This is a genomic window from Tumebacillus lacus (assembly GCF_026410385.1).
Taxonomy (GTDB): domain Bacteria; phylum Bacillota; class Bacilli; order Tumebacillales; family Tumebacillaceae; genus Tumebacillus; species Tumebacillus lacus.
Genome location: NZ_JAPMLT010000016.1, coordinates 34,059 through 54,677 on the forward strand (window position 1 = coordinate 34,059; position 20,619 = coordinate 54,677).

Consider the following 20,619-nt stretch of genomic DNA (forward strand, 5'->3'; position numbering starts at 1 on the left):
GTCATAAAAAGAAAAGCACATCTCTTCCGTCACCGGAAAAGATGTGCTTTTTTTGATGCGCCGCTCCTAGAAGCGGGTGCGACGACGGCCTGCGCCTTCGCGGTTTTCGCGACCTTCGCGGTTTTCACCGCGTTCGCCGGATGCACGACGTTCGCCGTAGCCACCGCCGCCTTCACGCTTTTGGTAGCCGCCTTCACGACGCTCGCCGTAGCTGCCGCCTTCGCGACGCTCGCCATAGCCGCCGCCGGTAGCGCCGCTGCGGTTGCCGTAGCCGCCGCCACCGCTGCGGTTGCCGTAACCGCCGCCACCGCTGCGGTTGCCGTAACCGCCGCCACCGCCACGGTTGCCGTACCCACCGCCGCCGCCACGGTTGCCATAACCACCACCGCCGGTACGCTGGCCATACCCGCCACGGTTGCCGCCGCCTTCGCGACGACGTTGCTCTGCTTGTTCACGAGCGCGTTTCGAGAAGTCGATGACTTCGTCGAGGCTCTTGTCGATGGAGGTGAGGTCGTTTTCGCCGACCATGTCGTCGCCGATCACTTTCAGCGCCGCTGCTACGACCTGCACGGAGTCGTGCTGGTTGAGCAGTTCGGTCGCCCACTCTTCATATTGAGAGGAGATGTCGTCCATGTTGTTCAGGATCTTCTCCAGGATGCGCGATTGTTGACGAGCTTTCAGTTCTGCCAGCGTCGGCAGCAGCGATTTGTGGATGCGCTTGCCGATGGAAGACTCGATCATGCGCAGCAGTTTGAACTCGCGCGGGGTCATCAAGGTCAGCGCCTTGCCCTCGCGACCTGCGCGGCCGGTCCGGCCGATGCGGTGAACGTAGGAGTCCACGTCCTGCGGGATGTCGTAGTTGATGACGTGCGTGACGCCTTCCACGTCGAGACCGCGCGCCGCCACGTCGGTCGCGATCAGCAGGTCGATGGTGCCTTGACGGAACTGGTGCATAACATGGTCGCGCTCGCGCTGCGTCATGTCACCATGCAGGCCGCTCGCGAGGTAACCGCGTGCTTGCAGGAGCTTTTGCAGTTCGTCGACGCCTTTTTTGGTGCGGCAGAAGATCACGCCGAGCTCCGGGGATTCCACGTCGAGCAGACGGGTCACCGCGTCGATCTTGTTTTTCTCCGCTACTTCATAGTAGATCTGCGCGATCTTCGGAGCGGTCACGCCTTGCGGTTGGATCTTGACGATCTGCGGGTTGTTCATGAAACGCTCTGCCAGACGGCGGATCGGGTCGGGCATCGTCGCCGAGAACAGCAGCGTTTGACGCTCGGTCGGCACTTCTGCGAGGATCGCTTCGATGTCCTCGAGGAAGCCCATGTCGAGCATTTCGTCCGCTTCGTCCAAGATGACCGTCGTGACTTCGCTCAGTTTGATCGTCTTGCGGCGGATGTGGTCGAGCATGCGGCCCGGCGTACCGATGATGATGTGCGGGTTGCGCTTGAGCGCCTTGATCTGACGGTCGATCGGTTGACCGCCGTAGACCGGGAGCACGCTCGCTCTCGAGTATTTGCCGAGCTTGCCGGTCTCGTCTGCCACCTGGATCGCCAGTTCGCGGGTCGGTGCCAGCACGAGCACTTGGATTGCGTTGCGTTCGCGGTCGATGCGGCCGAGGGTCGGGATGATGAACGCTGCCGTCTTCCCGGTACCCGTTTGCGCTTGACCGATTACGTCGGTGCCGCTTTGTGCCAGCGGGATCGTCTCGGCCTGAATGGGCGTCGCTTCCTCAAAGCCCATCTCTTCGAGAGATTTCAAAATGTCTTCACGTACGTTTAATTCTTGGAAAGTTGCCATCGATTGTATTCCTCCTGTATTTCGAAGAACCTCTTGGTTCTAATGTGCCCCGTTTTGCACGACTTACAAACAAAATATCAGAGACCACCGGTCCTTCTTGAGTTCCAAAATACTATATTACTACAAAAACAAGGTGAAAGCGAACATTTTTTCCACTTATTTGTTCCGAGGTCTAAGGCACATTATACAATGGCACCAAAATCATCAGTGCCAACCTGAACAAAGGAGTGATCGAAATGCCTCAAAACAAACACGACCAACAACATCGGATGTCCGGGTACGGGGGCTGGCATCCGGAGCATATGCAGCAATCCCCTTACCAAGCGCAGATGACCTACAAAATGGGTGAAACCCAGTATGGCTATCACCCGCATCATCAGCAACAAAGCCAGCAGCCGCAAAGCCAGCAACAACAGATGAAACAGCAGATCCGCCAGCAGTACCAAGGTCAGTATGCACAGCTATCCACCAAAGATTTCAATTACCTCAAAGATCATCTCTCCTGGGAACTGCTGGCCATGAAAAAATGCGCCCACTACGCCGCTGAGTGCCAAGATCCGCAGACCGCTCAGCTCATCAACCAAGTGGGGATGATGCACGAGCGCCATTACAACTCGCTTTTGCAGTACTTCAACCCGCAGTCCGTTCAATAATCTGAAATCTGAATCGGAGGTGCCCCCATGCAACAACTGCCGACCAACACCAAGGAACACATCATGATGACACAACAAAAGCCGGGCCTGTTGCCGAAAGTCAAGGGACCTGAGATGAACGACCGCGACCGGCTCAACGACGTGCTCGCCACCGAAAAATACCTCACCCACGGCTACAACATCTCCTGCTATGAGATGTCGCACCGCGAGCTGCACGACACGGTGCTTCGGATCCTCAATGAAACCCACGAAGCACACCGCGTCTGCTTCGAACAGATGTTCAACAACGGCTGGTACAAGCTCCCGCAAGAGGAACTGAGCGAGGTGGCTTTGGCCTACCAGCAGTTCCAAAACTATCAGGGCCAATTCCCTTATCCGCAGTAGTCACTTTCACGCAAAAGGCCCCCTGCAAAAGGGAGCCTTTTGTTTTTTATTTCAACATCTCGCGCAGTCGATCCGGGTGGTTGGTGATCACCGAATCGACACCGGCCGCCAGCACGAGCCGCATGTGGTCCGGCTCGTTCACCGTCCAGACGTTGATCTCCAATCCGTTCGCTTTTGCCGCAGCCACAACCTCCGGCTTGACCCCCGCAAACAGGGGATGCAACGCGGAAGCTCCGAGCTTTTTCGCATACTCGACCACATCGACGATGTAGCAGTCATAGAGCAGCCCGGTGCGGATGTCGGGCGCCAGTTGGCGGAACCGCTGCATCGAGCCGTGGTGGAACGACGACACGATCACGTTTTGCTCCACGCCGTACCGGCGCACCAGCTCGATCGTCTTCTCTTCCAGACCCGGCATGTCGAAGTACGAATTTTTCAGCTCGATGTTCAAAAACATCCGCTCGCCAAACGCGGCGATCACCTCTTCAAGCGTCGGGATCGTCTCGCCGGCAAACTCCGGGCCAAACGACGACCCGGCATCCAAGCGGCGCACTTCCTCAAACGTGTGCTGAAACACCCAGCCTTTCCCGTTCGTCGTGCGGTCCAGCCACTCGTCGTGAATTACCACCGCCACGCCGTCACGCGTCACCTGCACATCAAATTCAAACCCGTCCGCCCCCAGTTGTTCGGCCAGTCGAAACGCGGCCATCGTGTTTTCCGGAGCCAGAGCGGACGCACCCCGATGTGCCAGATTGCGAGGCTTGCTACGTGCATGTACCATATGCGACCATCCCATCCTCATTTTGTGTTTAATCTCTATTATCCCCCACTCCAACCAAACTGCAAAATGAACTTTTCGTAAATTGTGTGAGGGTGTATAATGGGGGCATACTTTGACTAATGGATTAGTCCAATCGAGGTGAGCACATGCCTTTTCCGATCGTGCGGAAAAACGGGATTCCTCTCTACATACAGGTGAAGGAAGCTGTTCTGGCCGAGATCAAGGGTGGAGTTTGGAAAGCGGGCGACAAACTGCCGACCGAACGCGAACTGTCGGAAAAACTGAAAGTCAGTCGCAATACGGTCTCCCAAGCATATCAGGAGTTGGAGGCGGAAGGCGTCCTCTCTTCTGTGCAAGGGCGCGGCACGTTCGTCTGCGACCGTGATGATGCCGTACGGATCGAAAATCGCAAAGACTTGTTGCTCAAGATCATCGACGTCGCGATGGAAGAAGGCTTGCAACTGGGCTTCTCGCTGGAAGAGTTCGTGGAGCTGACGTCCATTCGGGCGCAGGAGAAGTTGGATTTCCTGAGCCAAGTGCGCGTCTTGTTCATAGAATGCAACCGCGAGCAGGTCGATTATTTTGCCAAGCGCTTGCAATTCGACGCCGGCCTTTCCATCACACCGCTGGTTTTGGAGGACTTCAAGCAAAATCGCGAGGAAATGATGCCGCTGGTGATCGCCGCTGACCTTGTCATTACGACATTCTTTCATTATGATGAAGTTAAGGAGCTGCTTGGCGTTCGAAAAAACGTCCTCGCCATCGCTCTGGACCCGCAGCTTGAGACGATCGTGCGCATCGCGCGCGTTCCGGCAGGCAGAAAAATCGGCTTGGTGTGTAAATCAGACAATTTTGCGGGCAAAGTATTACTGGCGCTCAAAAACGCTGGTCTTGACGGCATCGACATCAAAACTTTTACGCTCAAGTCAGAAATTGACCTGGCCGAGGTGATCCCCCAACTGGATGTGATCATCGTCTCGCCGGGCCGTCGTCGTGAAGTGGAAAGTTTCACAAACCGCCGTCAGGAGATCATCGAGTTTGTTTACAAGCCGGATGTTGCATCGATAAATTTGCTGCGCGCCGCTTTGATCGATATACGACGCCAATAGTGATTTTGACAGCGCATTCGTTTGTAGAGTCATCACTTATGTGTCATGAGGAGTGGAATATCAGATGTTAGAGCAACTTTCCTGGAAAGTTGGCGGCCAACAAGGTGAAGGTATCGATTCGACCGGTACGATCCTGGCTACCAGCCTGAACCGCCACGGGTACTTCATCTACGGGTACCGTCATTTCTCGTCCCGTATCAAGGGCGGTCACACCAACTACAAGATTCGCATCGCGACCAAGGAACGCTTGGCGAACGCAGACTACCTCGACATCCTGATCGCTTTCGACCAGGAAACCATCGACTTCAACGCTCATGAACTCCGTGAGAACGGCGTCCTGATCGCTGACTCCAAGTTCAACCCGGTGGCACCGGAAGGCCAAAAGATCCGCTTCTTCTCCGTGCCGCTCAGCAAAATCGCAGAAGAAAACGGCTCCGCGATCATGCGCAACATGGTCGCTGTCGGCGCGACCGCAGAAGTTCTCGGCCTGACGCCGGAAACCTTCCTGTCCGTCCTGAACGACCGCTTCCTGCGCAAAGGCGAACAGGTCGTCCAAAACAACATGAACGCCCTGAAAGCGGGCGCACAATACATCAAAGACCAAGGTCTGGATCTCTCCGATCTGGCACTGGCACCGGGCGACGGCAAAGAACGCCTGTACCTGACCGGTAACGATGCATGCGGCATGGGCGCACTCGCTGCGGGCACCCGCGTCATGCCGGCGTACCCGATCACCCCGGCTTCCGACATCATGGAATACCTGATCAAGTACCTGCCGAAGTTCGGCGGCCACGTGCTGCAAACCGAGGACGAGATCGCTGCGGCTACCATGTCGATCGGCGCATCGTTCGGCGGCGCGCGCGTCTGCACCTCGACCTCCGGCCCGGGCCTGTCCCTGATGATGGAAGCGATCGGTCTCTCCGGCATCACCGAGACCCCGATCGTCATCTTCGACACCCAGCGTGGCGGTCCGTCGACCGGCATGCCGACCAAGCACGAACAATCGGACATGTATGCGGCGCTGTGGGGCACCCACGGTGAGATCCCGAAGATCGTCGTCGCTCCGGCTACTGCCGAAGAGTGCTTCTACATGACCGTCGAAGCGTTCAACCACGCGGACAAATACCAAGTTCCGACCATCATCCTGACCGACCTCGCGCTGTCGATGGCCGACCAAACTGTCGAGCCGTTCGACTACTCCCGCATCTCGATCGACCGCGGCAACGTGGCGACCGCAGAGCAAGCGGCAGCAACTCCGGAAGGCGAACTGTTCAAGCGTTATCAGTTCACCGAAGACGGCATCTCGCCGCGCGTCTTCCCGGGCGTCAAAGGCGGCATCCACCATGTCACCGGCGTTGAGCACACCGAAGTCGGCCGTCCGACCGAGGACACCGGCATCCGCAACAAGATGATGGATAAGCGCCTTGGCAAGCTCGAAGGCGTCGAACTCCCGAACTCCTTCTCCTTCTCCGGTGATGAGGACTACGAACTGCTGATCGTCGGCGTCGGTTCCACCTCCGGCCTGATCGACGAAGCGCTGGAACGCCTGCATGCAGAAGGCAAGAAAGTCGGCCACCTGCACATCAAGGCACTGAGCCCGTTCCCGATTAAATCGGTTCAATCTTTCGTAGACCGCGCGAAAAAGGTTCTCGTCGTCGAGAACAACGCAACCGGCCAGCTGAAGAACATCATGCGCTTCAACGGCATCAAAGGCGAGTTCATTTCTCAAGTGAAATACGACGGGAACCCGTATATCCCGTCTGAAATCCACACCTTCGCGAAGGAGCTGTTCTAAACGTGGCAACCGTAAAAGATTTCCGTAACAATGTCCGTCCGAACTGGTGCCCGGGCTGCGGTGACTTCTCCGTCCAAGCAGCGATCCAACGCGCACTGGCAGAAACCGGCAAAGAACCGGAAGAAACTGCTGTCATCTCCGGTATCGGCTGCTCCGGCCGTATCTCCGGCTACATCAACTCGTACGGCTTCCACACCATCCACGGCCGTTCCCTGCCGGTCGCTCAAGGCGTTAAGCTGGCAAACCGCGACCTGACTGTCATCGCTTCCGGCGGCGACGGCGACGGCTTCGGCATCGGGCTGCACCACTTCATGCATGCGGCTCGCCGCAACATGGACATCACCTACATCGTGATGGACAACAACATCTACGGTCTGACCAAGGGTCAAACCTCGCCGACCTCGGCGCACGGTTTCAAAAACCCGAAGTCCACTCCGGAAGGCAACATCGAGAACGCTCTGACCCCGGCGCAAGTCGCTCTGGCTGCCGGCATCGGCTTCGTGGCGCAAGGCTTCTCTTCCGACATCAAGCAACTGGTCGACGTGATCAAAGCTGCGATCAACCACAAAGGTTTCTCGCTGGTCAACGTCTACTCCCCGTGCGTCACGTACAACAAAGTGAACACCTATGACTGGTACAAAGAAAACATCACCAACCTCGACACGATTGAAGGGTACGACACCTCCAACCGCATCCAGGCGATGTCGACCGTCATGGCTCACCAAGGTCTCGTCACCGGTGTCATCTACCAAAACAACGAGATCAAGGCGTACGAAGACCTGATCCCGGGTTACAAAGAAGAGCCGATCGTCAACCAAGACCTGGCCCTCTCCGAAGAAGACTTCGCGAAGCTCATCAAAGCATACGCGTAAGTCCCGTTTCAACCGCGATTGCGAGCTATGTTTCAAAGCATATTCGTAAATCGCTCTTCAATCGCGATTGCGAGCTATGTTTCAATGAGCATTTGCATCTCTTCAAGCCCCTGCTGTTTCTGGCAGGGGTTTTTTCTTTTAGGCTTGTATATATTTTCCCTCTCTTTCCCTGCACAAAAATTATATTCAATGATATGATTAGGTTTAGTTAACCATCTTTGGAGGGGTTCCCAATGTTACTTCACAAAGATCGAGTCGCCCACCTGTTGCGCCGTACGGGGTTTACGGCCAGCAAAGCTCAGGTGGACGCTCTGCTGCCGAGCACGATCCCGCAAATCGTCGATTCACTGCTGAACGCCGCAGTTGTGACGCCGACGCCGCCCGTTATCGAAAACGAGGACCAGTATTACAATGTCAGACGTCGGGCTCTGCCCAAGTGGTGGCTGAAGTTTATGGCGACCGTGAGCAAGCCGATTCAGGAAAAAATGGTCTTGTTCTGGCACGGCCATCTGACATCGGCCGTCCACAAAGTCTACATCCCCGAATACATGCAAAAACAAAACACGCTTTTTCGCAAACATGCGATGGGCAAGTTTCGTACCCTCGCTTTCGACATCTCTCTCGACCCGGCCATGATGGTCTGGCTCGATAACAACTACAACTACAAACTCAGCCCGAACGAAAACTACGCACGAGAATTTATGGAACTGTTCACGCTGGGCCTTGGCAACTACACCGAAAAAGATGTCAAAGAAGTCGCACGCGCGTTTACCGGCTGGTCGATCGACACGACCACTCTGACCGCCGTGCACAACCTGGCCACCTATGACGGCGGTCAGCGCACGATCTTCGGTCAAACGGCTTCGTTCAACATGTTCGACACGGTCAACTTGATCGTGCGGCAACCTGCCTGCGCCCCTTTTATCACCACTAAGTTATGGGAATATTTCGCCTACAAGAACCCGCCAGCCAGTGTGATCCAATCGCTTGCCTCGACATTTGCCAGCAGCGACTATGATGTGAAAACGCTGTTGCGGGCGATGTTTGTCCATGAAGAGTTTTACGCAGACCGCGCCTACCGGGTGTTGATCAAAAGCCCGGCCGAGTATTTTCTCTGGCTGCACAGCACGTTCCCAAACGCGCCGTGGCCGTCCGAGAACGGCGTGATCGACACGATGATCTCGATGGGACAACTCCCGTTTGACCCGCCGCATGTCGCCGGCTGGGCAGATGGACCCGCTTGGTTAAATTCCGGATTGATGTTTGCTCGCTACAACTATGCGGAATCGTTCGTGCGCACCCTTACCTCGACCGATCTGCCGCAGCTCACGTTGACCCTCCCGTCGGCCGCCGTGCAGCCGATGATGGAGCGACTCGGGCTCACCGATCTGTCGAGCACGACGAGCAAACAGATCTCCGACTATCTGGCCGCACAGGATGCCTCCACTCCGCCTGAACAAGTCATTCGCGGCACTCTGCATCTGCTCTTGATCTGCCCAGAAGCGCAAACCAAGTAAAGGAGCGCACTCCACATGCACATGACAAGGCGTGAATTTATCAAAACCGGCTCGCTCTCTCTGCTCCTTGTCGCGCTTTCCGGGCCGCTCGGACTGCTCGAATGGGAGAAGAAAGCGCAAGCCGCCTCTTCCGACAACGTGCTGGTCGTCCTGCAGCTGTCAGGCGGCAATGACGGGCTGAACACGGTCGTCCCGTATACGGTCGGCGCGTACTATGACAACCGGCCGTCGTTGGCCTTGCAACCTGGCGACGTGCTGGCGTTGGACAACCAGTTCGGCCTGCATCCCAGCCTGATCGGGCTCAAGTCGCTGTGGGATCAAAACAAACTGGCGATCATCAACGGAGTCGGCTATGCCAATCCGGACCGCTCGCATTTCCGCTCGCAAGACATCTGGCAATCGGCGGTCCCCGACCGGATCGACATGACCACCGGCTGGCTGGGTCGCTACCATGATCTGTTGCCCGACAGTGAGCGACACCCGCTGTCGGGGATGTCGATCGGCTCCTCCTCCAAGATCTACTATTCAAAACGCACCGACGTCCCGCAACTTCAAGACGTCGCCACCTATCAACTGCTGCTGCGGGCCAACGTGCAGAGCGAGATGGACCGCCGCCGTGTCGCGTTTGAAAACATGTACCTGCCGACCGGCACCACCGAACCGGGCTCCCTCTCGACCGTGCGGATGAAAGGAAACACGGCCGTTCAATCGTCGAAAGTGATCCAATCGAACGTCCCGAGCACCGTCACCGGCTACCCGACGTCTCCCATCGGCAAGCAACTCTCGCTGATCGCCGCGTTGATCGGGGCGGGCACAGGCACGCGCACCTTTTTCACCGAGGCGGGCAACTTTGACGACCACACCTATGAAAAAGGCAACCACGCCAAAGTGCTCACCGATGTGGACAGTTCGCTCACCGCCTTCTGGAACGATCTCACCCAGCGCGGCATCGCCGACCGTGTCACGGTGTTGATCTATTCGGAGTTTGGTCGCCGCCCCAAAGAAAACGCTTCCTCCGGCACCGACCACGGTACCGCAGCACCCGTGCTGATCCTCGGCAACTCCGTGCAAGGCGGCCTCTACGGTCAGATGCCGAGTTTGACCAACCTCGACATCTACGGCGATCTGAAATACACGGTCGATTTCCGCTCCGTGTACGCCACCTTGCTCGACCGCTGGCTTGGGATGCCGTCGTTTGACGTATTGGGCGGCACGTTTGAAAATGTACCGTATTTATTATAAGGATATTCTAATATTCCTCACTTGAAACCTTACCTCAATCCGGCGCGTCGTACTGGGTAAGAGGTGATCCATCATGAAAAAAATGACGATGCTCGCAGTCCTGCTCACCGGCGTGACCTTGCTGTCGGTCGGTTGCGGCACCAACACGAAAGAAACGGGCGAAGGTGTATCAAACGGTACCACTCCCGCTCCGAGCCAAGGCTCGCAGCCGAAACAAGAGGTCCGGGCTGTGCAAATCGAAGTGAAACTTTACATCCCGAACGCCGACGCGACCGGTGTGACGGAGGAAAAGACAAAAATCGCCGAGGAGCCCCTCGACGCGAAGAAAGCGCAGGCGCTGTTTGACCTGCTGAAGAAAAAAGGGGCGGTTCCAGAACCGGTCTTGGTGAAAGGAGCGGTCGTCGAAGGCGGCGAGCTGAAGATCGACTTCAACAGCGCCGTCACCAATCTGCAAGGCGCTGCGACGGAGACGCTGTTCGTCGAAGCGGTCAACCGCACGATGTTCGCCAACCTGCCCAAGGTCAACAAGATCCAATACACCATCGAAGGCAAAGCGGAGAAAGCGCTGACTTCGCTGAGCATCGCCGATGGTTTCAACCGCACCGACTATAAGTAACAAAAAAGGAGTTGCCGTCTCATCGACGGCAACTCCTTTTTTGTTACTTCGTCTTGCCACGGGCGATGACCGGCCATGTCGTGACATACCCCGACGCATCCAGCACATACAGCTCATCGGTGAGATTGGCCACCGGGCAACTGTGATTGGGGATGATCTCGACGATATCGCCGACCCGAAGCGGGCTGTCTGCCGCGACACGCATCACGCCATGCTCTTCGCTGAGCCGTTCGATCACCGCATCGGCATGCTGGACGACCACGCCGTAGCCCGCCAGCGCATCGCTCCCATGGGCGCCTCGGTCAAGAGCCAGCGTTTTGGCACCCGCATCGATCACCAGCCGACCGGGAGCGGGCCTTGACACGACGCGGGCCAACACGCGCAAGGCGCACTGCTCCGGCGTTGCCGCTCCCAGCCGGACCTGCGTCGCATCGCAAAACACATAGTTGCCCGGCCGGATCTCCGTCACGCCGGGCACTTGACCGGACACGCGGACGGTCGGCGTGGAACCGACGCTGATCTCCCCGTCGCCCGCCGCCCCCATCTGCTCCTTCGTCGCCAGCAGACACTCGGCCTCCCACTCGCCGATCTCCCGCACCGCACGCTCATCTGCCGCGCCGTACGCATGCCCGGCATGCGTCATCAGCCCGCGCACGCGCAGCCCCGGCATCGCCGCCACCTGCCGTGTCAACTCCGCTGCAGCCCGGCCTGGTGCCACCCCGACGCGACCGAGCCCGGAGTCCACCTTGATCCACAGCGGCAACGTCACACCATGCCTGACAGCCGCTGCCGAGCATTCGGCCGCGTGCTCCGCGCTGTCTGTCAGCGTCGCCAGATGTGCGTCCGGATACGCGGCCAACAACGCAAACAGCCGTCCGATCTTGCGTGCGCCCACCAACGGGTAGGCGATCAGGATGTCTCGAAATCCGGCTGCCAAAAACGCTTCGGCCTCGCCGAGTTTTGCACAGGTCAGGCCGACAGCACCCGCGTCGATCTGCATCTGCGCGATCTCTGCCGTCTTGTGCGTTTTAAGGTGCGGACGCAGCCGCACACCATGCACGCGGGCAAACGCCGCCATCGCGTCGATGTTTTCCCGCAGCACGCCGCGATGCACCGCGACGAGCGGCGTGTCCAGGTCCTCTGCCTCTGCCTGCAACAACTTCTGCCAAAGGATCATGCCTTCGCCTCCTCAGCTCTGCGCGAATCGATGCCCGCGCACCGCATCCCACGCCAGTCGGTACACTTCGTCCTTGAGGATCGGCGAAAACTCGCTTCCGTTCCTCGCCCTCTCCGGTGTCGGCACGTCCTCCGGCCGGAGCAGTTGCACCGCCTCCGTCTCATATCCGTCCGGGAGCGGGTGCATCGCCGCAAGCCGCGCCACATAGATCGTCTTCACCAGCGGCTCGCTCCCCGGCGTCTCGATCACATACTGCCCGATCGGCTCCAGCGCCTGCACTTCGCCGCCCGTCTCCTCATACACCTCGCGAATCGCCGTCTGCACCGGAAACTCGCCCGGCTCCCGCGTGCCGCCGGGGATCTCCCAGCCCCGCGTCTTGTGCCGGGTGAACAACAACCGCCCCTGCCAAAACGCAAAGACCAGCACATACCCCGCGTCGCGAAACTCGCGCTCCTCAAACGTCAAGCACACCTGCTGATCCGGATAGGACCCGGCAAAGCGATGACTCACAGCTCTTCCCCCTTCTGCGCCAGATACAACGACAGGTGCTTGGCAGCGGTCATCCCCTGCCCGACCGCCGACGCGATGCTCGTATACAGCGGCCGCGTACAGACATCGCCGACCGCAAACACGCCGGACACATCGGTTGCTCCGACCGCGTCTGTCAACAGATAGCCGTCTTCATCCGTGCCGACCTGCCCGCGAAACAACAGCGAGTTCGGCTCCACCCCGATGCGGACAAATAATGCCTCCGCCTCGAGCCGTCGCCGTTCCCCCCGCTGATCCACGACCACCGCTTCCACGCGTTCATCTCCGACGATCTCCGTCACCGTCGCAAAAGGCAGCACCTCGATCTGCGGATGCACGAGCACCGGCTCGCGCAGTTCCTCCCGGGCCCGGTAGCGGTCGCTGCGGTGGATCAACACCACGTGCGCGCCCCGTTCCGCCAGCAACAGCGCGCCTTCAAACGCCCGATCCCCGCCGCCGACGACCGCCACTTTTTTGCCGGCAAATCGCCCGCGATCCCGGGACGCCGAATACACTTCGCCCCGGTCGATCATCTCGCGCTCGCCCGGCACGCGCAGCCGCCGCTCCGATGCCCCGGTGGCAGCGATCAATCCCCGGCAGCGCACTTCGCGCTCTGCACCGTCTTCGCGGATCGTCAGCACCAGCCGCTTGGCATCGACGCCGACCACCTCCGCCCGCACCCGGTACAGGCAGCCGAGTTCCTCCGCATGGCGGGCAAACGCCGCCTGCACCTCGACCCCGTTCGCCGCCTGCAGGCCCGGATAGTCGATCACCGGGTTGTGAATCGCAAACAACTGCCCGCCCAGTTCCGTCCCGGCCTCCAAGAGCAGATGTTCCAGTCCGAGCCGCTTGCACCAGATCGCCGCCGAGAGCCCGGCCGGTCCGCCGCCGATGATCGCGATATCCGTCTCTCTGTGCCCGCTCATCTCCTCACTCTCCTCTCGCCGCCACAAACTGCTCAAACTCCTGCCACGAACCGACCCGCGGCACGTCGACTTCGCGATTGTACGGATAGTCCATCGCCACCGCGATCCGTCCCGTCGCCCGAAACGCCTCCAGATTGTGCGGCGCATCGTCGAACAGCAGATCGCCGCAGATCATGTCTTTGCGGTGAGCGAAGATCAGATTGTGCCGCCCGATAAACGGCAGATGCTCTTCCACCCACTGCTCCTTCTCCGTGTAGGCGTGCGTCCGGGAGCTCGTCACGAGCAAGATGTCATAGCGCCGACTCAGCCGCTCCAGCACCTCAATGGCGTCCGGCAACGCTTTCAGATGACGAAACAGTCCCGGCTGGTCAAGATAGTCATACACCTTCTCGCCGCACTCCGGCTTCACATACCGCTCCGTCTGCCAACAGGTGATCCGCTCCACCGACAGATCGTCTCCGTAGTCTTCGTTGTACCGGCGATGCCACTCTGTCATCAGGTCGCAGATCACCGAATCCATGTCGATCAACAGCGTCTTCAAAACTCCAGCTTCCTCTCTTCTGCAAAAAATCAAGGCTCAAACGTCAGCGTCGAGATCCGCCCGCGCACCGCCTCCGGGTCGATCCCCTTGCCTTGGATCAACACTTTGAACAGATCGCCGAGCCCATGCGGCAGAAACAGACCGAGCATCTTCTGCATCTGTGCATCCGCGTTCAGGTCAAACCATCTCTGCTGCAACTCCTGCACCTTATGCAACAGACCGTTGCCGCCGAGCAGATGCATCTGTGTGGTGTAGCCGACCGTTGCAAGACCCGCCTGCTCCCCCCGCCGCATCAACAGCGAAAAGTCCACATCGGCTGTCAGATCCTGCGCTCCGACCTGCTCCAGCACAGCGGCGGGTGCCTGCCGATAAAACGCCCGCACCCCGTCTCCTCTCACATGCCGCAGATGCATGTCCGGCGCGGTGTCGCCGTAATCGACAGTCAGCACAAAGCCGCGTTCGAGCAGTCGCCCCATGCTTTCGATCACCTCGCCGGCCGCCGGACAGACCTCAAACCGGTCACCCGGATCGAGATGTCCCTTCGTCTCTTCATCGAGCAGATCGAGCAGCGCCGGGTCGGACAGCTCCCCGAGCACTTCCCGGTAGCCGCCCTCGCCGTCTTCTTCTATGTAAAACTCACCGTACCCGTCTTCCGTCCGCTGCAAGCGATGCACCGGCAACGCGTCAAACAGTTCGTTCGTCACGATCACACCGACGAACGATCCCAACTTCGGGTGAGCTTGCACTTCCTCCAGCGAATCCACCCATCCGATCTTTTGATCCACCCCTTGCTCGCGGGCATGAGCAAACTGCTTCTTTCGCAACCGGGGACCCTGCTCCACGATCACATAGCGGAGCGCCTCATAATACTGCGGGTCCTGCTGCGACGTTTTCAAGAGATCCGCAGCCAACGTCCCGACCCCGGCCCCCATCTCCAAGACGGTAAACGGCTCCGGGCTGCCGAGCAACCGCCAAAACTGATGGATCTGCCGCGCCACGCAGGCACCAAAGATCGGATGCACCATCGGCGACGTAAAAAAGTCCCCGCCATCGCCAATCGTCATCGTCGGCCGGTTGTAATACCCCGCATCCGGGTGATACAACGCCGTCTGCATAAACTCCGCAAACGTCAGCCGCCCGGTGTCCTCCATGCGCGCGGCCAACGCGTCGGCCACGATCCGCATCCCTTCGTCCATCACGCTTCCGCCTCCTCTTTCACACCATACCGCGCCAAAGCCCGCTTCACATCGCCGAGTTTCAGCACGCCTTCGCACACGATCTCGTCTCCGATCGCCACCACCGGCAACCAACTGTTCTCGAGAAACAAGCGGCTCGCCATCGCTTCCACCTCGGGCGGCACCGCTTCGTCCACATTGACGTACACGACCTGCACCCGCTCGCCAAAGCGCTTCCTGACCGCGCTTTGGAGCGTCTCATACACCTCCGCCGGAGATGGCAACGAACCGCCTCACCCGCACGGTTCCTCGGTGCCAAACACATGCAAAATCAACACCTCGTCCACTCTCCCGCCTCCTCTTTTCCATTATTGTAAGGTAAAATAAAGGGGAAAGGAAGTGACCCCCCGTTATGCAAATGCCGAAAGAATGGCACGAGTCGGAAGTCCCGGAAGGCGGCACCCTGCTCCGGAAAGAAACATACGAATACCAAAACGCCAAAGGCGACTACTCCATCGAGGTCTACGAAAACCTCAAAGGCGAATTTTACGCCATCGGCATCCCCAAAGACGACGAACGCCTGATCATCTACGGCAGCAACATCACCACCTCCCGCGCGATGGCTCTGTCCACCGTGATGGACAAGATCGAGCGCGAGTAGGAAAAAACTCACCGGACGCACACGCACACCGGTGAGTTTTTTATTGCTCGGAGGAGCTCTTTATTCAAATAAAATCGACCACCTGTAAATTACCCTTTGACATGCATCCTGTGTCGAGCAGTATAATCAGTACATACATACCCGACAAAAAGGCGGTGAAAACCCGATGATGGTGCCTGCATACCTGCTCATGTGTCTGATCTTCGGCACGACCTTCCTCGCGATCAAGGTCGGGCTCAACGAGGGGCTGCCACCGTTCACGATGGCGACGTTGCGCTTTTTGGTCGCAGCTTTGCTCGTGCTCTCCTTCCTCACCTTTGTAAAAAAACTGTCGTGGCCGAAAAAGGCGAGCGACTATTTGGAGATCACGCTGCTCGGCATTCTGCAGACGTCGATTCCGTTTGCCGCGCTGTTTTGGGCGGAGCAGCACGTCTCCTCCGGCACGGCCGCCTTGCTCGTCGCCACGGCGCCGATCTTCATCGGCCTGATGAGCCGAATCGACCGCGGACAGTGGCTCGGCGTGCTGATTGCCCTTGGCGGCGTCTATCTGATCGTCTTCCCGGACATCGGTGTATCGGACGGCACGTGGGTCAACGACCTCGCCAAAGGGTCGATCATCGTCTCCGAGATCGCCTTCGCCTACGGAGTCATCCGCTCCAAGCGGTTCCTCGCCACCGGCATCTCGCCGCAGATCTTCAACGGCCTGCAGATGCTCTTTGCCTCGCTCGTGCTCGGCCTCGCCGCTCTGACGCTGGAACGGCCGTCCGCCACCGCGTGGACGACCACCGGCACTCTCAGCCTGCTCTACCTCACCGTCGTCGCCTCCGTGCTGGCATCGGGCATCTACTACTGGCTGCTCAAAGTCACCAATCCGCTGTTCCCCAGCACCTGGACGTACGTCTCGCCGATCATCGCGATGCTGGCCGGTGCGCTCGTTTTGAACGAGCAGTTGACCGTGCTCGGCGTGACCGGCGCGCTGCTCGTCATCGGCGGCGTGGTCGTGATGAACATCACCCTGTTCCGCTCGCTCTGGCAACTGTACAAAAAAAAGGACAAAAGTCCCGCCGAACACAAGGCCTCCGTCTCATGACGGGGGCTTTTGTTTCACAGACTAGGATATACGACCGACTCAAATCGTACACTGTATGCGAACCCTGTAAAAAGCTCCGAAAGGATGAACAGAATGTCAGAGAATCTGGATTTATCCAAATTCGAGAAAAAATTGATCATCCGCAACATCGAACCAACCGACTTTGAAGAGATCATCGCCTTGCAAAAGCTCTGCTTTCCCAACATGGACCCGTGGACGATCGGACAACTGCGCAGCCACCTGCAGCATTTCCCGGAAGGCCAGATCTGCGTCGAGTATGACGGCGAGATCATCGGCTCCTCCTCCTCGTTGATCGTCGACTTCAATGAATACGGCGAGCAGCACACGTGGGATGAGATCACCGATAAAGGCTACATCACCAACCACGACCCGGACGGATTTCACCTGTACGGCATGGAGATTATGGTCCACCCCGAATACCGCGGCATGAAGATCGGCCGCCGCCTCTATGAAGCGCGCAAACAACTGGCGCAGCGGCTCAATCTCAAAAGCATCATCATCGGCGGCCGCATTCCGAACTATCACAAATACGCCCATGAGATGTCGCCGCGCGAGTACACCGAGCAAGTCATCGACCACAACCTCTACGACCCGGTGCTCACCTTCCAACTGATGAACGGATTTGTCGTCAAGCGAATCAACGTCGACTATCTCAAAGACGACAAAGCGTCGCTCAAATACGCCACCTTGATGGAATGGAACAACGTCGACTACCGCCCGCAGAGCAAGCGGCAGTTCAAAACGTCGTTCCCGGTGCGGATCTGCTCCGTCCAGTACGGCATGAACGAGATCGAGGACTGGGAGGACTTTGCCACGCAGGTCGAGTACTACGTCGACGTGGCGGCCAACTACGGCTCCGACTTTGCCGTGTTCCCGGAGATCTTTACGATGCAGTTGCTCTCCTTCCTCAAAGAAAAGACACCGAGCCAGTCGGTGCGGATGCTGACCGAGTATACCGAGGAGTACATACGCCTCTTCCAAGACCTCGCCGTCTCCTACAACGTCAACATCATCGGCGGCTCGCACTTCGTCGAGGAGGACGGGAGCATCTACAACATCGCCTATCTGTTCCGCCGGGACGGCACCATCGGCAAGCAATACAAACTGCACATCACCCCGAACGAACGCAAATGGTGGGGCATCCACCAAGGAGACGAACTGCAGGTGTTTGACACCGACTGCGGCAAAGTGGCGATCCTGATCTGCTACGACATCGAGTTCCCGGAACTCGCCCGCATCGTGACGCAGCGAGGGGCGAACATCATCTTCACCCCGTTCTGCACCGAGGACCGACAGGGATACGTGCGCGTGCGCACCTGCGCACATGCACGGGCGATTGAAAATCAGGTCTACACCGTCATCTCCGGCACCGTCGGCAACCTGCCGCACGTAGTCAACATGGACATTCAGTACGCCCAGTCGGCGATCTTCGCTCCGTCCGACTACGCCTTCCCCCGCGAAGGCATCGTCTCGGAAGCGGACGCCAATATCGAGATGGTCACCGTTGGCGACGTCGACCTCGAGATCCTGCGTCGTCAGCGCAAAGGCGGCTCCGTCACCCAACTGCGCGACCGCCGCACCGACCTTTTCGAAGTCAGATGGCGGGAACGCGAACGGTAAGAGCCGAATACGAAAAGACCGTCCCGAGGGACGGTCTTTTTTCATCGAGACGGCATTCTTGCTGCGCCTGTTGTCTTTAGACGTTCGACGAGTCATCGTAGTCGTAGCGGACGCCGTCTTGCATGGCGGCCGGTGCCCCTGCGTCTGCCGCGCCTGCGACGTTCGCTGCGCCGCCGATCTCAGCCGTGCCGTATGCGCTGCGCTCTGCACTCGCTTGTCCGCCGATGCCACCTGCGGCGTTTGTCGCGCCTGCTGCGCCGGCCACTCCTACATCCAGACGGTTCGCCAACTCCTCGACTTTGCCCGCCATGCCCTCTTCTTGGGCGGCGTTTTGCGCTGCGTTCAGACCTTGTTGGATCGCGTTATTGTTGTCGGTCATTCTCGCCACGCTCCCTTCTCAGCTCTTCTCGTTCTCTCTCGCGTCTTTCCCGTGCTTGCTTAAACCCGAGGGAGTCGTCGGATGCCCCTTCAAACTCCGCCTGCAAAGCACTTCGAATCGCGTCCTTATCTTCTCTCATCCGGGCACCTCCTATGTGAAATACTCGATCCTTGCATCCGGGAAATACATCTCAATCTGTTCCCGCATAAACATCTCGAGCTTCGACGCGTCATCCGGCATGTACACCCATTTGCCCCGTCCGTATTTCCCATATTTGTACTTCCGCTTGCTCTCATCCAGATCGAGCTTCGTGTTCGGATAGTGCGTCTGGATCGTCTTTTTTGCCACCGCCGTAAACCGATGCTGGATCAGCTCAAACGTCAGATCCCGCTTCGCTTCCGGCACCAGCTCTTTCGACAGTCTCTCCATCAGTTCCGCATAGCCGTCCTCCCAGCCCTCATACATCACCAACGGTGCGAGGATAAAGCCCAGCGGATACCCCGCTCGGGCGATCTTTCCGGCCGCCGTCAGCCGCTGATCAAAATTGGCCACACCCGGTTCAAAATGTTTGATCACATAGCGGGAGTTCAGCGAAAAGCGAAACCGGGTGCGCCCGTTGTGCTTGGCATCGAGCAGCCCGTCCACATCGTCATATTTCGTGACAAACCGCAATTTGCCAAGTGTGCTCTGCCCGAAAAATTCGATCATCCGCTTCATGCTGCCTGTCAAATGCTCCACCGCAATCGGGTCGGACGTGCAGGCCGCCTCAAACACCGTTGGCTCAGGAGCCCGTTCGTCGATATACTTCTGCGCCGTGTCGAGGATCTCGTCGATGTTCACATACACGCGCACATACGGCTTTTTGCCCATCGTCGTCTGCAGATAACAGTAGTGACAATGCCCTGGACAACCCGTCGACGCAGGCAGGGCATAGTCGGCCGACGGCTTGGACGTATCCAGTTTCATCGTCTTTTTCAACCCGACGACCAGTGTGCGTTTGGCATTGGCGTACGCTTGCAACGGCGTGTCGCCGGGGATGCCGGTGACGCGGTTGTGCGAGGTGGTCATCTTGACTTCGACATCGGAGTCTTTGTAGCGGCGATACAGCTCTTCCCCGACCGGATAGTTCAGCGCATCCGGTTCAAAAAACACCAGATCCGGCTCAAAACGCACCATCAGCGTTTCACCTCACAGATACAACAGATGAAGGATCAGTCCGATAAAAATCCCAAACGCCGCGCCGCCCGCCACCTCAATCGGTTGATGTCCGAGCAGTTCTTTCAACTTTTTGCGCTGTTGCTGCAAGGAGAAGCGGGACAGCTCCGGATCGTCCGTCTCGATGTGCCGTTCAAACAACGCAGCCAACGCGTTGATCTCGATCGCCTGCTCGCCGGCATGACGGCGGATACCCATCGCATCGTACATCACCACGAGCCCCAGCACCACCGACAACGCAAACTCCGTCGAGCCGAGCCCCTCCTGCCAGCCGACCGCCGACGCCAACGCCGTCACACCGGCCGAGTGCGAGCTCGGCATCCCGCCTGTGCCGACAAAGCGGGTCAGATCCCACGTGCCCGAAAAGATGCGATGCAACGGGATCTTCACGAGTTGGGCTATGACAATCGCAGCAAGAGCGGCGACAAGCGGGTAATTCCCGACCACCCCAGAGCCCACTGTGTTCCCCCCTTTCCCCTGTTTAGTATGTACGAAAAAGGCAGGGATGCCTGTTCAG

Annotated in this window: 23 protein-coding genes; 11 read left to right on the forward strand and 12 right to left on the reverse strand. The window is 58.4% G+C overall.

Annotated features, from left to right (window positions below; genetic code table 11):
- Positions 1–66 precede the first annotated feature (66 nt).
- Positions 67–1,800 carry a DEAD/DEAH box helicase gene (locus OS242_RS19615; RefSeq protein WP_267153386.1) on the reverse strand — a complete coding sequence of 578 codons (1,734 nt, stop codon included), beginning with the start codon at positions 1,798–1,800 and terminating at the stop codon, positions 67–69.
- Positions 1,801–2,036: 236 nt separating this feature from the next.
- Here OS242_RS19615 and OS242_RS21345 point away from each other — a divergent pair, with 236 nt between their 5' ends.
- Entirely contained in the window at positions 2,037–2,453 is a 417-nt protein-coding gene (locus OS242_RS21345) for a hypothetical protein (protein ID WP_323372981.1), read from the forward strand.
- A gap of 27 nt (positions 2,454–2,480) precedes the next feature.
- Positions 2,481–2,837 (forward strand): spore coat protein, encoded by a 357-nt coding sequence (locus OS242_RS19625; RefSeq protein ID WP_267153387.1) that lies wholly within the window; start codon positions 2,481–2,483, stop codon positions 2,835–2,837.
- Positions 2,838–2,883: 46 nt separating this feature from the next.
- Here OS242_RS19625 and OS242_RS19630 read toward each other — a convergent pair whose 3' ends face one another.
- Positions 2,884–3,618 (reverse strand): glycerophosphodiester phosphodiesterase, encoded by a 735-nt coding sequence (locus OS242_RS19630; RefSeq protein ID WP_267153388.1) that lies wholly within the window; start codon positions 3,616–3,618, stop codon positions 2,884–2,886.
- Positions 3,619–3,764: 146 nt separating this feature from the next.
- Between OS242_RS19630 and OS242_RS19635 the strand changes: the two genes are divergently transcribed.
- From OS242_RS19635 to OS242_RS19660, 6 genes are all read left to right on the forward strand, one after another.
- Positions 3,765–4,727: a GntR family transcriptional regulator gene (locus OS242_RS19635; RefSeq protein ID WP_267153389.1), complete on the forward strand. Its 963-nt coding sequence runs from the start codon at positions 3,765–3,767 to the stop codon at positions 4,725–4,727.
- A gap of 64 nt (positions 4,728–4,791) precedes the next feature.
- Positions 4,792–6,522, forward strand: a complete 1,731-nt coding sequence (locus OS242_RS19640) for a 2-oxoacid:acceptor oxidoreductase subunit alpha (RefSeq protein WP_267153390.1) — start codon at positions 4,792–4,794, stop codon at positions 6,520–6,522.
- A 2-nt stretch (positions 6,523–6,524) separates the two neighbouring features.
- Positions 6,525–7,394 carry a 2-oxoacid:ferredoxin oxidoreductase subunit beta gene (locus OS242_RS19645; RefSeq protein WP_267153391.1) on the forward strand — a complete coding sequence of 290 codons (870 nt, stop codon included), beginning with the start codon at positions 6,525–6,527 and terminating at the stop codon, positions 7,392–7,394.
- A 233-nt stretch (positions 7,395–7,627) separates the two neighbouring features.
- The gene (locus OS242_RS19650; protein WP_267153392.1) at positions 7,628–8,911 is read left to right on the forward strand and encodes a DUF1800 domain-containing protein; all 1,284 of its coding nucleotides are present in this window, start codon (positions 7,628–7,630) and stop codon (positions 8,909–8,911) included.
- 15 nt (positions 8,912–8,926) lie between these two features.
- Positions 8,927–10,153, forward strand: coding sequence for a DUF1501 domain-containing protein (locus OS242_RS19655; RefSeq protein WP_267153393.1), 1,227 nt, complete (start codon positions 8,927–8,929; stop codon positions 10,151–10,153).
- A gap of 73 nt (positions 10,154–10,226) precedes the next feature.
- Positions 10,227–10,769: a GerMN domain-containing protein gene (locus tag OS242_RS19660; protein ID WP_267153394.1), complete on the forward strand. Its 543-nt coding sequence runs from the start codon at positions 10,227–10,229 to the stop codon at positions 10,767–10,769.
- 43 nt (positions 10,770–10,812) lie between these two features.
- On the opposite strand, the gene OS242_RS19665 is transcribed toward OS242_RS19660, so the two are convergent.
- From OS242_RS19665 to OS242_RS19690, 6 genes are read right to left on the reverse strand one after another with little or no spacing between them, the layout of a single operon-like run.
- Positions 10,813–11,946, reverse strand: a complete 1,134-nt coding sequence (locus tag OS242_RS19665; protein ID WP_267153395.1) for an alanine racemase — start codon at positions 11,944–11,946, stop codon at positions 10,813–10,815.
- Between the two features lie 12 nt (positions 11,947–11,958).
- Positions 11,959–12,456: an NUDIX domain-containing protein gene (locus tag OS242_RS19670; protein WP_267153396.1), complete on the reverse strand. Its 498-nt coding sequence runs from the start codon at positions 12,454–12,456 to the stop codon at positions 11,959–11,961.
- Positions 12,453–13,400: an NAD(P)/FAD-dependent oxidoreductase gene (locus OS242_RS19675; RefSeq protein ID WP_267153397.1), complete on the reverse strand. Its 948-nt coding sequence runs from the start codon at positions 13,398–13,400 to the stop codon at positions 12,453–12,455. The genes OS242_RS19670 and OS242_RS19675 overlap by 4 nt, the downstream gene beginning before the upstream one ends.
- Positions 13,401–13,404: 4 nt before the next feature.
- Positions 13,405–13,941, reverse strand: a complete 537-nt coding sequence (locus OS242_RS19680; protein WP_267153398.1) for a 5' nucleotidase, NT5C type — start codon at positions 13,939–13,941, stop codon at positions 13,405–13,407.
- Between the two features lie 29 nt (positions 13,942–13,970).
- Complete coding sequence (locus OS242_RS19685) at positions 13,971–15,137, reverse strand: class I SAM-dependent methyltransferase (RefSeq protein ID WP_267153399.1); 1,167 nt, start codon at positions 15,135–15,137, stop codon at positions 13,971–13,973.
- Positions 15,137–15,400 carry a DUF1462 family protein gene (locus OS242_RS19690; RefSeq protein ID WP_267153400.1) on the reverse strand — a complete coding sequence of 88 codons (264 nt, stop codon included), beginning with the start codon at positions 15,398–15,400 and terminating at the stop codon, positions 15,137–15,139. The genes OS242_RS19685 and OS242_RS19690 overlap by 1 nt, the downstream gene beginning before the upstream one ends.
- Before the next feature lie 128 nt (positions 15,401–15,528).
- On the opposite strand from OS242_RS19690, the gene OS242_RS19695 reads away from it, so the two are divergent.
- The 3 genes from OS242_RS19695 (at position 15,529) to OS242_RS19705 (ending at position 18,508) form a co-directional block, all read left to right on the forward strand.
- Complete coding sequence (locus OS242_RS19695) at positions 15,529–15,777, forward strand: hypothetical protein (protein ID WP_267153401.1); 249 nt, start codon at positions 15,529–15,531, stop codon at positions 15,775–15,777.
- A 166-nt stretch (positions 15,778–15,943) separates the two neighbouring features.
- The gene (locus OS242_RS19700; protein ID WP_267153402.1) at positions 15,944–16,867 is read left to right on the forward strand and encodes a DMT family transporter; all 924 of its coding nucleotides are present in this window, start codon (positions 15,944–15,946) and stop codon (positions 16,865–16,867) included.
- Positions 16,868–16,960: 93 nt separating this feature from the next.
- Entirely contained in the window at positions 16,961–18,508 is a 1,548-nt protein-coding gene (locus tag OS242_RS19705; protein ID WP_267153403.1) for a GNAT family N-acetyltransferase, read from the forward strand.
- Between the two features lie 76 nt (positions 18,509–18,584).
- Here the strand turns inward: OS242_RS19705 and OS242_RS19710 are convergent, their stop codons facing one another.
- Genes OS242_RS19710 through OS242_RS19725 form a run of 4 tightly spaced genes read right to left on the reverse strand, consistent with a single transcriptional unit; the run spans position 18,585 to position 20,561 of the window.
- Positions 18,585–18,887: a hypothetical protein gene (locus OS242_RS19710; RefSeq protein WP_267153404.1), complete on the reverse strand. Its 303-nt coding sequence runs from the start codon at positions 18,885–18,887 to the stop codon at positions 18,585–18,587.
- A complete protein-coding gene (locus OS242_RS19715; RefSeq protein WP_267153405.1) occupies positions 18,871–19,026 on the reverse strand; it encodes a hypothetical protein in 156 nt (51 codons plus the stop codon). The genes OS242_RS19710 and OS242_RS19715 overlap by 17 nt, the downstream gene beginning before the upstream one ends.
- A gap of 11 nt (positions 19,027–19,037) precedes the next feature.
- Complete coding sequence (gene splB, locus OS242_RS19720; protein ID WP_267153406.1) at positions 19,038–20,063, reverse strand: spore photoproduct lyase; 1,026 nt, start codon at positions 20,061–20,063, stop codon at positions 19,038–19,040.
- Positions 20,064–20,075: 12 nt separating this feature from the next.
- On the reverse strand, positions 20,076–20,561 hold the full coding sequence (locus tag OS242_RS19725) for a divergent PAP2 family protein (RefSeq protein WP_267153407.1): 486 nt from the start codon (positions 20,559–20,561) through the stop codon (positions 20,076–20,078).
- Positions 20,562–20,619 lie beyond the last annotated feature (58 nt).